We start from the raw sequence: 16,210 nt of genomic DNA on the forward strand, positions 1-16,210 counted from the left end.
ATCACCCGATGCCCGGTACATCTCCATAAAGTAGCAACCGAAGCACATCGAAATCTCTCACATACCAGCTACCCCAGGAAATGGGAGAATCACCATTGGCGTCCTTTTCTGCCGGGTTGGCTCCGGCATCTAACAGTAATTTGATCATGCGCTCGTTTCCATAAGCCGCCGCGCGGTGAAGTGGTGTTTCAGCTTTTAAAAAAGCATCTCTCATGAAGCAAAGCGTGACTGCACCTTTAATGGTCTTTTTGTTCACATCTATACCTGCATCGATCAATAACTTTACGATCGCTGTTCTTTCTTCTATTTCACTGGTCTTGCAAATTGTATAATGTAAAGCATTCTCACCTGTTGCTTTAAAGCTAAAATTGGGGTTGGCTCCTTTTTCTATCAGCCATTTTACAGATTCAAACTTACCGTTAAAGGCGGCATTGCAAAGTGGATTATTATCTTCCAACTCTAATACAGCACCTAAACTATAATACAGGTCAAGGGCTTTAATATTCCCTTCCCAGGCTGCAGTAAACATGGCACAGTTTCCCCATTGGTCAATATAGTTAATATTTGCCCCTTGCGAAACCAATAGCGTTACGGTGGCCAGGTCTTCTTCTACAACTGCTTTCAGCATTTGTTGGTCTAAGTTTGCCATGTTATTTAAGTTATTGTTTAATTTACGGAATAGTTCTCATAAGGCGATAATAGTCACAAACTGCTTTCATAATTGACGTAAATACCCCTTACATGTGGTATAAATCTCGAATCGGGCTATTCGGGAGTTTAAGATTTTAACTACCTTAACACACACATTAATGGTTTATAACCCTACCCCCATTGCCCAAATAATCAATTACTATGAAGTATAATTATCCAGAACATTATTCAAAAAATGCCTTATCGGCTATTAAGCTTGCAAAAGAACTAAAGTCAAAAGGTGAATATGATTTTTTTCGTGGACAGCGTAATGCATATGCTATTCAACCGTCTATACTTCGGCCAGGTCTTGATAAAAATGCAGTGGTTTTGAAATTACAAGAGTTTATAAATTGGGTACATCGAACACCTGAGCTAATTTCATTGCATAATAATATTAATTCTATTCTGGCTGTCGCACAACATTACGGACTTAAGACACCATTATTAGACTTCTCACATTCACCGGAAATTGCAGGCTTTTTTGCAACAGACGGAGGTGTAAAAGGAGATACGGGTACCATTATTTGTATCAATAAAAAGAGATTCCAGGAATCATGGAAGGAAATGAATGGGCGCCATTATAATGAAAAAGGCATGTACCTAACCGAGCTAATAGAAATTGACGTTAATAATTTATGGAGGCTTCAGGCACAGCAAGGATTGTTCTTACAATGCCATGTGAACGACAGGCTTCTCGAAATGTTTTCTTATTTTTTACATATTTATTTTCCACAAGAAAATGGGCTAGCATTAATAGAGCATGAAAAGATATATCCAAAAGTAAAGAGTCACTTAGAAGTGCTACTTGATCAATACTTTTTAATTGATAGTTATCCTGAAAGAGAAAGAATGATGGCCGATCTTTTTGGGCCAAAGATCGTTAGTGTTACTCATGATGATATATTGGAAGAAATGAAGCCTTTTTTCATTACGAGTACTTTGCCCGAAGTCCATGAATCATGGAAATCCGACTATGCGAACTCCTGGCTCATGGAACCAGATGAAAAATACTCCGATGGGAAGCCGATTGATATATATATATCACTCTACCTCAAGACCAGTCTGATATAAAAATGTTTGAATTGAACTTATTTGATCAAATTGAAAAGCATTTTATAAGTAATAATTTCTCAGAGCGGGACAGAAAAAATGTAAAATGGACGGTATCATCATCTGATGGTGATCTATTATATATAGACGGCGAGGGATATACCAAAGAAAAAGATAATGAGTTTACAGAATTTCCAGTGTCACAAATGGTCGATTCTATATACTCCAGAATGCGAAATATTCCATACAACAATCATCAAATTATTACAGCTATATCAAAATATTTAACGATTGTTCAATTTGGGGCATATGAAGTTATAGAAGATGCTGTTGGTATCGAGTTTGAAGGCGGAAGTGTCCGAAACAGAGGTTTTTGCAGCAGTAAAAAAATATATGGTGCTTTAAGAAGTGACTTTTTCAATCTTATTAACCAAAACAAATTAAATTCATCTAATAGATTAGAAATTAGGGATACCATTTTTTGTGCAAGGCATGTAAAAACTTCATACGTTTTCGAAAACTTCATTGATGTGTTTGCAGAAGAGATTATCCCTACCATTGCCGCATTGGCAATTGAAGGACTAGTAATAGTAGTTAACCCAATGCGTATTGAAATATTAGGCGAAAGCTAATAGCATTTGTAGGCACCTGCGTTTCAAAGCAAGTTTTATAGGTTGGCTCCGAAAGTAAAAAAGCCTTCAGAATTCTGAAGGCTTTAAAAGTGACCCCCCTGGGGCTCGAACCCAGGACCTACTGATTAAGAGTCAGTAGCTCTAACCAACTGAGCTAGGGAGTCAACGAAAACCCACAACGTTTCCGCTACGGGTGTGCAAATGTAATAAAAAAACTAAAAAATCAAACAGGCATTATTCTATACGCACAATGTTTCGCTCCTTCTATCACATGATCCAATCTTTCCACTGTTGCCCATTCTTTAAAGATCTGCTGAAAGGTCTGTAATTCTACTTTGCAAATATCATGGCAGGCATTTGCCGCTGCACAAATAGGACAGTGATTCTCTATCATCAGGAATCCTCCCCCTTCAGCCCTGTACTCTGCCAGGTACCCATCCGAAGAACGCAAAGCCGTAAATTTCCGGATCTTGGCCTCCAGGCCTTCCTCCAGCTTAATAATGTCATAATAACGTAAAAGCGCTTTATGCTCCCGGGCGGAAATTACATTACCCAATGCTTCGTCTCCCAAAACATCCCGGATGGTATTGATCAGCTGTACCGTCAATTCTGCATGCGTATCCGGAAAACGGCGGTTGCCACGGTCCGAAAGGCTCCATAACAGAGATGGGCGGCCTACCCCCTTGGAAATGGACTCAAAAGCTACCCAACCCTCCTCCGCCAGCCGCTGTAGCTGCTGACGGGCTCCCTCGCCGGTGATTCCCAGCTCCTGAGCAATACCATTTGTTGATAGCGGCCCTTTAGTCTTGAGCAGCAACAACATACGGTCCGTTGAAGAGGTATGATATGCCTTGTAGTTTTCCAAGTTTTTACTTGCTTTATTCGCAAATATCGTAACTTTGCGGAGATTTCAATGCATGTATTTGACTACCATGGCTGAAATTCCCTTCATATATGATTATATACCGCTTCGGAGGTACTATCTTTGTAGCTGGATCACAGAAAAAAGGGAATTCTGAACGATTTTGAAGAATAAACTGATAGAGAAGCAAAATATATGAACGCAGAACAAGACATATTGCAGGAACTGACGGGCCGCGATTACGAGTTCGGTTTTGAGACGCAGATCGAAATGGATATTGCACCTCCGGGACTGAGCGAAGAGATCGTACGTTTCATTTCTGCCAAAAAACAGGAGCCACAATGGCTGCTGGACTGGCGGCTGAAAGGGTATCAGCTGTACCAGAAACTGTCTATGCCCACCTGGCAGAACTTTGAACTCCCTGACATCGATTTTCAGAGTGTTTCTTACTATGCCGCACCGAAGAATCAGGTGAAATACGAAAGCCTGGATGAAGTAGACCCGGAATTACTCCGCACTTTTGAAAAGCTCGGCATCCCGCTGGAAGAACAGAAACTCCTCTCCGGTGTTGCCGTAGATGCAGTATTCGACAGTGTATCCGTAGCCACCACCTTCAAAAAACAACTGAACGAACTGGGCATTATCTTCTGCTCCTTCAGCGATGCCGTAAAGGAACATCCTGAGCTGGTAAAGAAATACCTCGGAACAGTTGTGCCCCAATCAGACAATATTTACGCCGCCCTGAACTGCGCAGTTTTTTCAGACGGCTCCTTTGTATATATTCCAAAAGGCGTTCGCTGCCCGATGGAACTTTCCACTTACTTCCGTATCAATGCCAAAAACACCGGTCAGTTTGAGCGTACGCTCATTGTGGCAGACGAAGGCAGTTATGTAAGTTACCTGGAAGGTTGTACAGCACCTATGCGTGACGAGAATCAACTTCACGCAGCGGTGGTAGAACTCATTGCTTTGGATAACGCAGAGATCAAGTACTCTACCGTTCAGAACTGGTATCCCGGTGATAAAGACGGTAAAGGCGGTATCTACAACTTCGTTACCAAACGCGGTATCTGTAAAGGTCATCATTCCAAGATCTCCTGGACCCAGGTGGAAACCGGTTCTGCGATCACATGGAAGTATCCCGGTGTAATTTTACAGGGAGACTACTCCATTGGCGAATTCTACTCTGTTGCTGTAACTGCCAACAAGCAGGTAGCAGACACAGGCACCAAAATGGTACACATCGGTAAACATACCAAAAGCCGGATCATCTCTAAAGGGATCTCTGCCGGCCGTGGTCATAATACTTACCGTGGCTTGGTGAAAGTAGGTCCCAATGCAACCAGTGCCCGTAACTTTACACAATGTGACTCCCTGCTGATCGGTGATCGCTGTGGTGCACATACTTTCCCCTACATCGAGTCAAAGAACAATACGGCGATGGTGGAACACGAAGCCACTACCTCCAAGATCGGCGAAGACCAGGTATTCTACCTGAATCAACGCGGAATTGACAGCGAGCAGGCAGTGAATATGATCGTAAACGGATACGCAAAAGAAGTTCTTAACCAGCTCCCCATGGAATTTGCCGTGGAAGCACAAAAATTATTATCCATTACCCTGGAAGGTAGTGTTGGATAACATAAAAGAAAAAGAAATGCTTAATATTAACAATCTGCATGCGGCAGTAGAAGGAAATGCTATATTGAAAGGCATTAATCTGAATGTGAAAGCGGGAGAAGTACACGCTATCATGGGACCAAACGGTTCCGGTAAAAGCTCCCTCGCTTCAGTACTCGCCGGTCGCGAAGCTTATGAAGTAACAGAAGGTTCTGTGGAATTCGACGGTAAAGACCTGTTGGATATGAATCCTGAGATCCGCGCACGTGAAGGTCTCTTCCTTGCCTTCCAGTACCCGGTAGAAATACCCGGTGTTTCCAACATCAACTTCCTCAAAACAGCTGTGAACGAAATTCGCGCTTACCATGGCCAACCGCCTATGCAAGCCAAAGCGTTCCTGGACATGCTCAAGTCCAAACAAAAGCTGATGGAATTTGACGCCAACCTGATGAACCGTTCCCTCAACGAAGGTTTCTCCGGTGGTGAAAAGAAACGTAACGATATCTTTCAAATGGCTATGCTGGAACCCAAACTGGCCATCATGGATGAAACTGATTCCGGTCTCGATATCGATGCCCTCCGCATCGTATCCGCAGGTGTGAACAAACTGCGCAACAAAGACACCGCCTTCATCATCATCACCCACTATCAGCGTTTGCTGGAGTACATTGTTCCGGATTTTGTACACGTGCTGTATAACGGTCGTATCGTGAAATCAGGTACCAAAGAACTGGCCCTGGAATTAGAAGAAAAAGGCTACGACTGGCTGAAAGAAGACATCCGTTTAGAAGAACCGGTACAATAGGTAATAACAACATGACGACCATCGCATCTAACATATCATTAATTGACCAGCTGCCGGAACAGTTCTCTGAACTGAGCAGCAACGCACAATGGCTGGATGCCAGGAAGACTGCTTTCGCACGTTTCCAGGCCCTGGGCGGATTCCCTACAGTGAAAACGGAGGATTGGAAGTACACCAATGTAACGCCTTATCTGAAAAACGGCATCAGCCTTCAGTTACCGGTTGCTCCTGCCCTTTCCGCAGAACAACTGGAAGCCACCGGCCTCCTGTTACCGGATACTTACCGCGTTGTACTCCTGAATGGCGTATTGCAACCGCAATTCTCAGAACTGCCATCTGCCACGCAAGTGACCGTTTGCAAAATGAGCGAAGCGGCCAATGAACCTGCCTTCATCCAATACTTCAATAAAAGCCAGAAACTGGAAGAACATCACTTTGCACAACTCAACACCGCGTTGTTCAATGATGGTCTTTTTATTGAAGCAAAAGCCAAAGCGCTGGTTGAACAACCTATTCATGTTATCCATCTCTATCACAATACAGGCAACCTGTTCGTACAACCCCGTCATCTGTGGGTAGTACAGCCAGGTGCTCAGTTGAAGATCATAGAATCCGCAGCAGGTTTAAACCTGGCGGGTACCGTGTTTGTAAACAGTGTGATAGAAGCCGTAACATCTGAACGCGCACAACTGGATCACTACCAGTTGCAAACAGGCTGCCAGCAAACCCGCGCCATTAATCAAACACTGGTGCAGCAACATGGCAAAAGCCTCTACAACAATTATACTTTCACTTTGTGTGAAGCGGACCTTATCCGTAATAACCTGAACATTTCCCTGGATGCAGAGCGTACGGAAACGCACCTCTACGGATTCTACATCGCCACCGGCAATCAACTGGTAGATAATCATACCTCTGTTGATCACCGCATGCCACATTGCGAAAGCAATGAGCTGTACCGCGGCGTGATGATGGATAAAGCCACCGGCGTGTTCAATGGTAAGATCTATGTACACGAAGACGCACAGAAAACAAACGCTTTTCAGCAGAACAATAACCTGGTGATCAGTCCTGATGCTAACATTTACACCAAACCGCAACTGGAAATATTTGCGGACGACGTGAAATGCAGCCACGGTACTACCATCGGGCAGGTGAGCGAAGAAGCGCTTTTCTACCTGAAGGCACGCGGTATTGGCGACGAAACTGCCCGCATTATGCTGGTAAAAGCCTTCGCCTTTGATATCACGGCCCAGGTTAAAATTCCTGCCGTACGCAAACAGGTGGAGCTTTTAGCTTCCCGTTACCTGGCTGCTGCGGTGAACAACTAAACCGCCATCAAATGGAAACCACCGCAACGCAAAATATTATCTGGCCGGATGTGGAGTTGATCAGGAATGAATTCCCGATCCTTCAGCAAACCGTGAATGGCAACCCGCTTGTATATCTGGATAATGGAGCTACTACCCAGAAACCCGTGCAGGTGATCCGTTCCATGCAGGAATATTATACCGGCTACAATAGTAACGTACACCGCGGTGTACATACCCTCAGCCAGAAAGCTACTTCCGCTTATGAAGCTGCCCGCCATCAGGTGGCCAGCTTCATCGGCGCAAATCATACAGAAGTTATCTTCACCAAAGGAACCACAGATGCCATCAACCTGGTAGCATCCGGTTTCCGCAAAGAGTTCCTGAACGAAGGGGATGAAGTGATCATCTCCACCATGGAACATCACTCCAATATCGTTCCCTGGCAGCTGGCCTGCGAAGAGAAAAAAGCACACCTCAAAGTGATCCCGATCACAGATAAAGGTGAGCTGGAAATGGATGTGTTTGAGTCAATGCTCAATCCCCGTGTGAAGATCGTAGCCGTTACCTGGATCTCCAACTCCCTTGGTACCATCAACCCGGTAAAAGATATCATCCGTCTTGCACATGCACAGGGTATCCCTGTATTATTGGATGCCGCGCAGGCTGCACCGCATATACAGATCAGGGTGCGCGATCTGGATGTGGATTTCCTCGCTTTATCCGGCCATAAAGTATACGGCCCTACCGGCATCGGTATCCTTTACGGAAAAGAAAGCTGGCTGGAAAAACTGCCTCCTTACCAGGGTGGCGGAGACATGATCAAACATGTCACATTCGCCAAAACCACTTATAACGAGGCCCCGCTGAAGTTTGAAGCCGGCACACCTGCTATTTGCGAAGCAATTGGATTAGGCGCTGCCATGGCATACGTAACCCAGCTGGGTATTCATAAGATACAGGCATATGAGCACCAGCTCACCAAATATGCCATTGCACAACTCAGTACCATACCGCAACTGCGTTTCATTGGAGAAGCCAAAAATCGCGCAGCCGCTATTTCCTTCCTGATCGGCGACCATCATCCTTCTGATGTAGGTGTATTGCTGGATCAGCAGGGAATTGCCGTACGCACAGGCCACCACTGCACACAGCCGTTAATGGAAAGATTTAATATTCCCGGCACCGTTAGAGCCTCTCTCGCCGTGTACAATACAACGGAAGAAATAGACCGCCTCGTGGATGGTGTACGTAAAGCCGTAACTTTGCTGGGATAATTTAAAACCCGGAATATGACTATCAAAGAGCAACAGGACAGGATCATAGAAGACTTCGAAGTGTTTGGAGACTGGATGGAGAAATACGAATACATCATCCAGCTGGGAAAAGACCTGCCGCTCATTGACCCGAAGTATAAAACTGACGATAACCTGATCCGTGGCTGCCAGAGTAAAGTATGGCTGCACGCGGAATTACAGGAAGGCAAACTGGTGTTCTCCGCAGATAGTGATGCCGTGATCACCAAAGGCCTTGTAGGACTGGTGATACAGGTGCTCAGTCATCAAACGCCGAAAGATATAGCTGAAGCCGAGATCTATTTTATAGAAGCCATCGGCCTCAACAGCCATCTCTCCCCTACCCGTTCCAATGGTTTGTTATCCATGCTGAAACAGATCAAACTGTATGCAATAGGATACCAGGCTAAATCAATGCAAAACTGATCATATCATGGAAGTAACACTCAGAGACCAGGTGGAAGAAGCACTGCACACTGTGCATGATCCGGAAATTCCAGTGAATATCTACGACCTGGGACTCGTATATAAAGTTGATGTATCAGGCGAAGGAAATGTAGTTGTGATCATGACCCTTACTGCCCCTGGATGTCCTGTAGCAGGGAGTATCATCCAGGAAGTGAATGATAAGATCCTCGCTATTCCCGGTGTAACCGGAGCAGATGTACGCCTCACTTTTGATCCGCCATGGACAAAGGATATGATGAGCGAAGAAGCGAAACTTGAATTAGGATTCCTCTAATCCCTTTTATGGCAGAAGATCTCAGCATTATTAAAGGCACAAAGGAAAGTCAATACGAATCCCTTCTCCCACAGATCAAAGCGCTGATCACCGGTGAACCGGACCTCATTGCCAACCTTGCTAACATAGCTGGTGCACTGAAAGAACAATTCGGCTGGTTATGGGTAGGGTTTTATCTTGTAAAACAGGATGAACTCGTATTAGGGCCATTCCAGGGTCCGGTAGCGTGTACGCGTATCCGTAAAGGAAGAGGTGTTTGTGGTGCCAGTTGGGCAGAGGCGCAAACATTGATTGTACCAGACGTAGAAGCCTTTCCGGGACATATTGCATGCAGCAGTTTATCCCGTTCTGAAATAGTGATCCCCTTGCTCCAAAATGGCGTAGTAACGGGTGTGCTGGATGTAGATAGTGTTGCGCTGAATGAGTTTGATGAAACGGATAAAAGGTACCTGGAAGAGATTGTTTCCTGGATATAATTGAAAGCCCCCATTGCAAAAAGGGGGCTTTTTTATTTTTGCTATAGAAAGGAGTTTTTGAGGAGTTTGCCGCGCAGCAAAGGGCGGAGTTTTTCTTTCTTTTTGTGGTGGAGTTTTTTTTTTACTGGAATACCCAAAAGGAGTTTTTGGGGAGTTTGCCGCGCAGCAAAGGGCGGAGTTTTTCTTTCTTTTTGTGGTGGAGTTTTTTTTTTACTGGAATACCCAAAAGGAGTTTTTGGGGAGTTTGCCGCGCAGCAAAGGGCGGAGTTTTTCTTCTTTTTGTGGTAGAGTTTTTTTTACTGGAATACCCAAAAGGAGTTTTTGAGGAGTTTGCCGCGCAGCAAAGGGCGGAGTTTTTCTTTCTTTTTGTGGTGGAGTTTTTTTTTACTGGAATACCCAGTGCATAAAAAGGTGAGTTTTTGTTTTACGTAAAATAAAAAAACACCGCCCTTTGCTGCGCGGCAAGGTCCCGGCAATAAAAAGAAAAAGGGCCATTCCAATTTCTTGAAACAGCCCCTTCACAAATCAAATCTCTTAGAACGAAGTCATAGGAATCGACTTCCTCTCCCCTGCAGGTTTTGCTACCGTACCCTTCGCCAAAATAGCCTCAGCCTCCTTTTGCGCCTCAGGACTATAGCCAGTGAACCTGGTAATGATCTTACCCTGCGGATCGATCATATACATCGTAGGAATACCGGAAAACTGGAACTCTGCCATCGTCTTCTCTTTGTCATCACTTAATAACTGCATCCAGGACATCTTTTCGTCTGCCATCGCTTTCCTCCATGCACCTTTATCTGTATCGATAGAGATACTCACTACTTCCAATCCTTTATCCTTGTACTGCGCATACAACTCCTTCACTTTTGGAATAGCCTGACGGCAAGGCCCACACCAGCTTGCCCAGAAATCGATCAATACATATTTGCCTTTGTATTGTTCCAGGCCTTGCAATTTACCCAGGTCATCAGGATAAGAGATCGTAGGAACAGGCTGGCCAGCTTTGAGTTTCTGTGCTTGTGCTTTGTTCTTCAGGATGGTGCTCTTCATTTCCTTTGCTTCCGTTAACCAGGGGTATTTTGCAATGAGGTTATCCAGTTTAGCTAATGCAGCTGCATATTTTTCTCCATCTTCCGTACCAGCCATATTACGCAATGCATAGATCAATACCGGACGATCTTTGTAGATCTCCATCAGTATCTCCTCGCGCGCCTTGTTATCATCCCGCATAGGATTATAACGCTTGCGGGTTTTCAGATAACTGATCCAGCCGGAATCACCTTTTTCTTCCTGGTATTTCTTTGCAAAATATTCTTCATTGATTTCATCCACCATGCGGAGATAACCATTGGTATTGTTCAATTCCATCTGGTTGATGAAATTATTATCGGAAGAACCTTTTACATGATAGAAATGCGGGATCTTCATTTTCATCTTTGCCGTATCATATCCACGGGAAGCAACGGTAACATCCGCATCGCTCCAGAAGCTGATATGATCCCATTGCATGATGTTCAGTTTATAGATACCTGGATGGTCTTGTTTGATCTTAAAAGAGTAAGTAAGATCAGCCCCAAGAACGACGGAATCAACCACTTCTGGTTTTCCGCCACCATTATCGCGGGACAGCCAGACCTTTCTGTACTGGTCTTGTGGTGTAGCAAACTTCACACTACCCTTTACCGTGATCTGCTTTGGGAGTGCTGCTTTCTGAGCCATCAGGGTCATAGGGCTCATCAGAGCTGCTACAACTACTAATTTGATCGCTGATTTTTTCATTGTTGGTTTTTGATGATTGAAACGAATACCAAAATAAGAAGCGCCTTTATTCCACATCAAAAAATAGGACGTACAGGCATCCTGGATGTACGTTCCGGCATCCCGCAAGTATGAAAAAAAACACCCCTGGAATCGCCCAAACTCCGCATGGATGCTGTAACTTACGGGGCTAATGCTCAACAGCAAACCATACCGTTATCTTGTACACCTGGCCATCTGGATGGCACTGGTAACACTCTATATTTTCCCTCAGCTCAGGGTCAATTTAAGTTCTCCCATTGCTATAAAATGGATCCTGGTAAGATACATCGGTTATGGTTTAATCAATTTCCAATTGTTCTATCTGCTGGCATTTGTGGTCCTGCCTTTACACGGTAAAAAGAAAGTCATCACTACCGTTATAGGAACGATCCTCGTTTTCTGCCTGATCAAATATGCTATAGGACTGATCTTCCCGGACCAGGTATTGCAAAGAGGTATTGCACTGATAGGGTTTAAGAAAACCTACTTCTCTTTCTTCGCTTACGAACGCATGGCCCTGCAAACCAGCCTGCTGGTTGCCTTTGCAGCATACGCCTATTATGTTTTCATCAACTGGCGCACGAGTGATAAGGACAGCCGCTTGTTAGAAAAGGAAGTTGCAGATGTATCCCGCCAGTATGAGCGGATGCATTTATCCTCTCAGCTATTGTTGCGTAAATTAAAAGCACTGGAAGATGTACTGAAAGTGGAAGAGAAAAGAGATAAAGAAGGCGTTGAATGCATCCTGCAATTATCAGAACTGCTGCGATATATGCTGTATGATAAATCCGTGCAACGGGAGAAGGCCAGTCTGCAAAAGGAACTGCATTTTTATGATGTGTACCTGCAACTGCACAACCGCCTCTTTCCGCAACAAATGATCACGCTGCAGATCAACGGGGCCACAGCAGGTTTCAGCATAGAACCTTTGTTATTACAATCAGCCACAGAACAGTTATTACAACAACAATCAGCTCCTGCTCCTATCACTGTAGTTTTAAACATTCAGCGGGATGAGCTTTCCTTATCACTAAAAAAACACAAGGGCTTTAAAACACCACTGTATCCCGAAATAGCCTGATGCCCATACGCCTCACATATCGTCCCTTTGTGCTTTTCCTGGTCTGGATGACACTCATGTATGGCATGCCACTATTAGGCAATCCCGGCCCTCTTACGCTTAAAACACTGCAATACATCCATATCAATAATGGCGTGTTCGGCTTCATTAGTTTTTTCTTATTCTACGCCACCATTACCTGGCCTATACCACAATTCCTCCGCAACAGGAACTGGTGGTTATTACTGGCTAAGCTGATCCCGCTGATCATCATCACCATTCTTTTCAAATACTTCATCGCATATACTTTCTTTCCGGATGAGGTGTTACTGATGGGTAAAAGGTATAATGTCGATGTATACAGATCTTTTGAGCAATACTTCATCGGCGGCCTCTGGAGCAATACCCTGGTAGTACTGGCAGCTATTGCCTATGTACTCTTCTTCTCCTGGCTGGAAGAAGATAAACGCCGGAAGAACCTGGACCAGCAAAAGCAGCAGGCAGAATTTGCCTTCCTGAAAATGCAGCTCAATACCCACTTCCTGATGAACAGCCTGAACAGTATCTATTCGCTGGCACTGGTGCGTTCCCCACAGGTAGTGAATGCCACCCATACCCTCTCGGATATACTGGAATACATGGTAGCGCAACCACCCGTTACCAGCTATCGCAGCAAACTGGTGGATGAGATCCGTTACCTGGAAGATTATATTGCCCTGCAACGCTTACGTACCGGTTGTGATGAATGTATCCGTATCACAGTAACCGGAGACCCGCATGCGCATGAGATAGCTCCGCTGTTATTGGTGCCATTTGTAGAGAATGCTTTTAAACATGGCATTGCCAATCAGCCCGCAAAGCCAGTTACGATCAACATCACCTGCGAAGAGCAGGAATTGCTGTTCTCGGTTTTCAATTTCAAATCAGGTGCAAGGAAAGATAAAACAGGTGGCATAGGTCTCCACAACGTACGCAAACGCCTGAACCTTGTATATCCCGGTCAATACCAGCTGGATGTACGGGATAACGATGTGGATTATTATTGTAAATTGAGTATTCGCTGGTAAATCATTGCATATGGCTATACAATGTATTGTGGTAGATGATGAGCCCCTCGCCGTACAGGTGATCTCCGGGTTTATCCAAAAGATGCCGGAACTGGAACTGAAAAGCAGCTTCTCCAATCCGCTGGAAGCATTGGCATATCTGAAACAGGAACCATCCATAAGCCTTGTGTTCCTGGACATCCAGATGCCGGAACTTACCGGCATAGAGTTCATGCAGTTATTACAGAACCAGGCAGATGTGGTGATCATTTCTGCCTATGATGAATATGCGCTGGATGGTTTTCAATATGAAGCTACGGACTATCTCCTGAAACCCGTATCCTTTGAGCGTTTCGTGAAGGCGGTACAAAAAGTGGTCAATAAACAGAAGGATCCGGCTGTAAAAGAGATCTCCCTCGTGCAAAATGAATTCATCTTCATCCGTACAGATAAACGCATTGTGCGGGTGAACCTCAGCGAGATATTGTTCATCGAAGCATTACGCAATTACGTGGCCATACAGACCACCACGCAAAAGATCCTTACCCTGCAGAACCTGCGGGGGATTGAGGAGATCCTGCCGCCGCAAAAGTTCATCCGCGTGCATAAATCATTTATTACCGCTATTGATAAAATAGATAGTGTGGAAAGGCAGCGCATCTTTATCGGAGCGCATACTATCCCTATCGGGGATACTTATGTGAAGCAATTCTTTGAGGCGATTAAGCTGGGATAATGATTATCCTGATTAATAAAAAAGTAAAAGGCTGCCTCATACGGATATGAGGCAGCCTTCTTTTTATGCAGAAGCATTACTGTTTCTTCCAGAAATTATTGATCGTATTCACATCCGGCAATGTTTTATCCGGATCCACCAGCACACTTTCTACCCTACCACCCACATAACGGAAACGCCATACAGGCCCGTTCTGCCAGATCTCAACCGGTAAATTCACGCGTTTGCTGGTACCGTTCTCCTCTTTCACTTCTACAGTTACCGGCATCGGCAATTGCTCCAGGCACTCAATAGTAATGATGGATGTTGTATCATTCTGATAAGTTACTTCTTTTGCCGCCATATCCACTTTCCAGTTGTTCATGATCCAGCCGCGCCAGAACCAATCCAGGCTTTCCCCGCTACTGTTTTCAATAGCACGGAAGAAATCCCATTGTGTGGGATGTTTGAAAGCCCAGTTATCAATGTAATAACGGAATGCTTTATCAAAACGTTCTTCACCCAGTACTACTTCCCGCAGCAGGTCTAACCCCACAGCAGGTTTGTAATAAGCGAGGATCCCCAGGCTGCCGGGTTTTATAATATCCGGGCGGTGATAGATGCTGCTGGTGGAGTCAAAATACATCATACGGCTCATCGCATGACGGTTGGGTTTGCCCTTATCGCCAAATTCACCGCCATTAAATGCTTTTTCTGCCAGGCCGTTGATGAAAGTATTGAAACCTTCGTCCATCCAGGCAAAACGTCTTTCGTTGCTGCCCACGATCATCGGGAACCAGTTATGACCAAATTCATGACTCGTTACGCCCCACAGGCCGCCTTTCGAAGAACGGGAAGAACAGAAAACGATACCGGGATATTCCATCCCGCCTACGATACCCGCTACATTCACTGCTACGGGATAAGTATAAGGATACCATTTATCAGAATAATGCTCAATACAACCTTTCACAAATTCCGTAGAACGGCGCCATGCAGAATCTCCGGAGCTTTCCGCAGGATATACGCTCATAGCCAGCGACTTCTTACCGCCGGGCAGATTGATACGCGCAGCATCCCAGATAAATGCTTTAGAAGAAGCCCAGGCCACGTCACGGGTATTGGTGCATTTGAATTTCCAGGTAAGTCTTTCTTTAGCAGGGCGGGTAGATGCATCTGTAACTTCATTCACATCACGCAGCATCACCGTTTTATCACTTTGCTCTGCCTTTTTGTAGCGTTGCAGTTGTGTGGGCGTCAATACTTCTGCGGGGTTTAGCAAAGCGCCGGACCCTACCACAATATGATTAGCGGGTGCATTGATGCTGTACTCAATATTTCCATATTCCAGGTAGAACTCTCCCTGGCCAAGGTATGGCAGGGTATTCCATCCTATTACATTATCAAACACACACATGCGGGGATACCACTGTGCAATCTCATATATTTTACCGTTCCCTGTTTTAAGTATCCCCATCCGGTCCGTACCGTATTCAGGAATATTAAAAGAGAACTTTACTTTCAGTTGAACCACACCGCCATTAGCTTTCAGCGCTTGCGGCAATTCTACCCGCATACGGGTATCCACCACTTCATGTGTAGCTTTTTGCTCTTTACCCAAAGCCAGGATAGATATACCATCAATAGTATAACCACCATTGAAATTACGGTTTGCCCAGCGGCCGCCGCCTACCGGTGTAACTGCTACACCACGGGAAGCTTCGTTATAAATGTTCTGATCCAGCTGCAGCCAGAGGAAAGGCAGGTTCTCAGGACTGTTGTTCTTGTAAGTGATCACCACCGTACCGGCAATGTTGTCCTTCACATCATCAAAAACTACATCGATCTTGTAATCTGCAGCATTCTGCCAGTATTTACTGCCGGGTCTGCCACTCGCGGTACGAACTTCATCTCCGTTGGCTTCGTAAAATACGGGCTCAAAAGCCTTGTAAGCATTGAATTTAGAAGCGCTTTGCTGCGCTGATACTGCCGTTGGCAGGCATAGCCATCCCATGAGGACAGCTAACAGGGTGTATTGTCGCTGAAATGCAGGCATAGAATTGTTTAGTTAATCGGGGTAATCTAGCAATAATATTTCGCTTTA

The 16,210-nt window shown here is 45.0% G+C and carries 16 protein-coding genes and 1 tRNA gene; 12 read left to right on the top strand and 5 right to left on the bottom strand.

What is annotated here, in order from left to right:
- Position 1: 1 nt before the first annotated feature.
- Positions 2-649, bottom strand: coding sequence for an ankyrin repeat domain-containing protein (locus GFS24_RS08195; RefSeq protein WP_153659088.1), 648 nt, complete (start codon positions 647-649; stop codon positions 2-4).
- Positions 650-852: 203 nt separating this feature from the next.
- On the opposite strand from GFS24_RS08195, the gene GFS24_RS08200 reads away from it, so the two are divergent.
- Together GFS24_RS08200 and GFS24_RS08205 are read left to right on the top strand one after the other, a co-directional pair.
- Positions 853-1,764, top strand: coding sequence for an FRG domain-containing protein (locus GFS24_RS08200; protein ID WP_153659089.1), 912 nt, complete (start codon positions 853-855; stop codon positions 1,762-1,764).
- Between the two features lie 11 nt (positions 1,765-1,775).
- A complete protein-coding gene (locus GFS24_RS08205; protein WP_153659090.1) occupies positions 1,776-2,375 on the top strand; it encodes a hypothetical protein in 600 nt (199 codons plus the stop codon).
- A 90-nt stretch (positions 2,376-2,465) separates the two neighbouring features.
- Here the strand turns inward: GFS24_RS08205 and GFS24_RS08210 are convergent.
- Both GFS24_RS08210 and GFS24_RS08215 read right to left on the bottom strand, forming a co-directional pair.
- A tRNA-Lys gene (locus tag GFS24_RS08210) sits at positions 2,466-2,539 on the bottom strand.
- Positions 2,540-2,598: 59 nt separating this feature from the next.
- Positions 2,599-3,240, bottom strand: a complete 642-nt coding sequence (locus GFS24_RS08215; RefSeq protein ID WP_173003011.1) for a metalloregulator ArsR/SmtB family transcription factor — start codon at positions 3,238-3,240, stop codon at positions 2,599-2,601.
- Positions 3,241-3,432: 192 nt separating this feature from the next.
- Between GFS24_RS08215 and sufB the strand changes: the two genes are divergently transcribed.
- From sufB to GFS24_RS08250, 7 genes are read left to right on the top strand one after another with little or no spacing between them, the layout of a single operon-like run.
- Positions 3,433-4,878 carry a Fe-S cluster assembly protein SufB gene (sufB, locus tag GFS24_RS08220; RefSeq protein WP_153659091.1) on the top strand — a complete coding sequence of 482 codons (1,446 nt, stop codon included), beginning with the start codon at positions 3,433-3,435 and terminating at the stop codon, positions 4,876-4,878.
- Between the two features lie 16 nt (positions 4,879-4,894).
- The gene (gene sufC / locus GFS24_RS08225; protein ID WP_153659092.1) at positions 4,895-5,662 is read left to right on the top strand and encodes a Fe-S cluster assembly ATPase SufC; all 768 of its coding nucleotides are present in this window, start codon (positions 4,895-4,897) and stop codon (positions 5,660-5,662) included.
- An 11-nt stretch (positions 5,663-5,673) separates the two neighbouring features.
- Positions 5,674-6,993, top strand: coding sequence for a Fe-S cluster assembly protein SufD (gene sufD / locus GFS24_RS08230; RefSeq protein ID WP_153659093.1), 1,320 nt, complete (start codon positions 5,674-5,676; stop codon positions 6,991-6,993).
- Positions 6,994-7,004: 11 nt separating this feature from the next.
- The gene (locus GFS24_RS08235; RefSeq protein WP_153659094.1) at positions 7,005-8,249 is read left to right on the top strand and encodes an aminotransferase class V-fold PLP-dependent enzyme; all 1,245 of its coding nucleotides are present in this window, start codon (positions 7,005-7,007) and stop codon (positions 8,247-8,249) included.
- Positions 8,250-8,264: 15 nt separating this feature from the next.
- Positions 8,265-8,693 carry a SufE family protein gene (locus tag GFS24_RS08240; RefSeq protein WP_153659095.1) on the top strand — a complete coding sequence of 143 codons (429 nt, stop codon included), beginning with the start codon at positions 8,265-8,267 and terminating at the stop codon, positions 8,691-8,693.
- 7 nt (positions 8,694-8,700) lie between these two features.
- Positions 8,701-9,009, top strand: coding sequence for a DUF59 domain-containing protein (locus tag GFS24_RS08245; RefSeq protein WP_153659096.1), 309 nt, complete (start codon positions 8,701-8,703; stop codon positions 9,007-9,009).
- Positions 9,010-9,017: 8 nt separating this feature from the next.
- Positions 9,018-9,485, top strand: coding sequence for a GAF domain-containing protein (locus GFS24_RS08250; protein ID WP_153659097.1), 468 nt, complete (start codon positions 9,018-9,020; stop codon positions 9,483-9,485).
- Between the two features lie 534 nt (positions 9,486-10,019).
- Here the strand turns inward: GFS24_RS08250 and GFS24_RS08255 are convergent.
- Entirely contained in the window at positions 10,020-11,264 is a 1,245-nt protein-coding gene (locus GFS24_RS08255) for a TlpA disulfide reductase family protein (protein WP_173003012.1), read from the bottom strand.
- Between the two features lie 172 nt (positions 11,265-11,436).
- On the opposite strand from GFS24_RS08255, the gene GFS24_RS08260 reads away from it, so the two are divergent.
- Genes GFS24_RS08260 through GFS24_RS08270 form a run of 3 tightly spaced genes read left to right on the top strand, consistent with a single transcriptional unit; the run spans position 11,437 to position 14,127 of the window.
- The gene (locus GFS24_RS08260) at positions 11,437-12,366 is read left to right on the top strand and encodes a histidine kinase (RefSeq protein ID WP_153659099.1); all 930 of its coding nucleotides are present in this window, start codon (positions 11,437-11,439) and stop codon (positions 12,364-12,366) included.
- Positions 12,366-13,412 carry a sensor histidine kinase gene (locus tag GFS24_RS08265; protein WP_153659100.1) on the top strand — a complete coding sequence of 349 codons (1,047 nt, stop codon included), beginning with the start codon at positions 12,366-12,368 and terminating at the stop codon, positions 13,410-13,412. Before GFS24_RS08260 ends, GFS24_RS08265 begins: the two co-directional genes overlap by 1 nt.
- A gap of 10 nt (positions 13,413-13,422) precedes the next feature.
- Entirely contained in the window at positions 13,423-14,127 is a 705-nt protein-coding gene (locus GFS24_RS08270) for a LytTR family DNA-binding domain-containing protein (RefSeq protein ID WP_153659101.1), read from the top strand.
- A gap of 76 nt (positions 14,128-14,203) precedes the next feature.
- On the opposite strand, the gene GFS24_RS08275 is transcribed toward GFS24_RS08270, so the two are convergent.
- Positions 14,204-16,162, bottom strand: a complete 1,959-nt coding sequence (locus GFS24_RS08275) for a M1 family metallopeptidase (protein ID WP_253906413.1) — start codon at positions 16,160-16,162, stop codon at positions 14,204-14,206.
- Between the last annotated feature and the right edge of the window lie 48 nt (positions 16,163-16,210).

The sequence above is a fragment of the Chitinophaga sp. SYP-B3965 genome, from assembly GCF_009647655.1.
In the GTDB taxonomy this organism is placed as follows: domain Bacteria; phylum Bacteroidota; class Bacteroidia; order Chitinophagales; family Chitinophagaceae; genus Chitinophaga.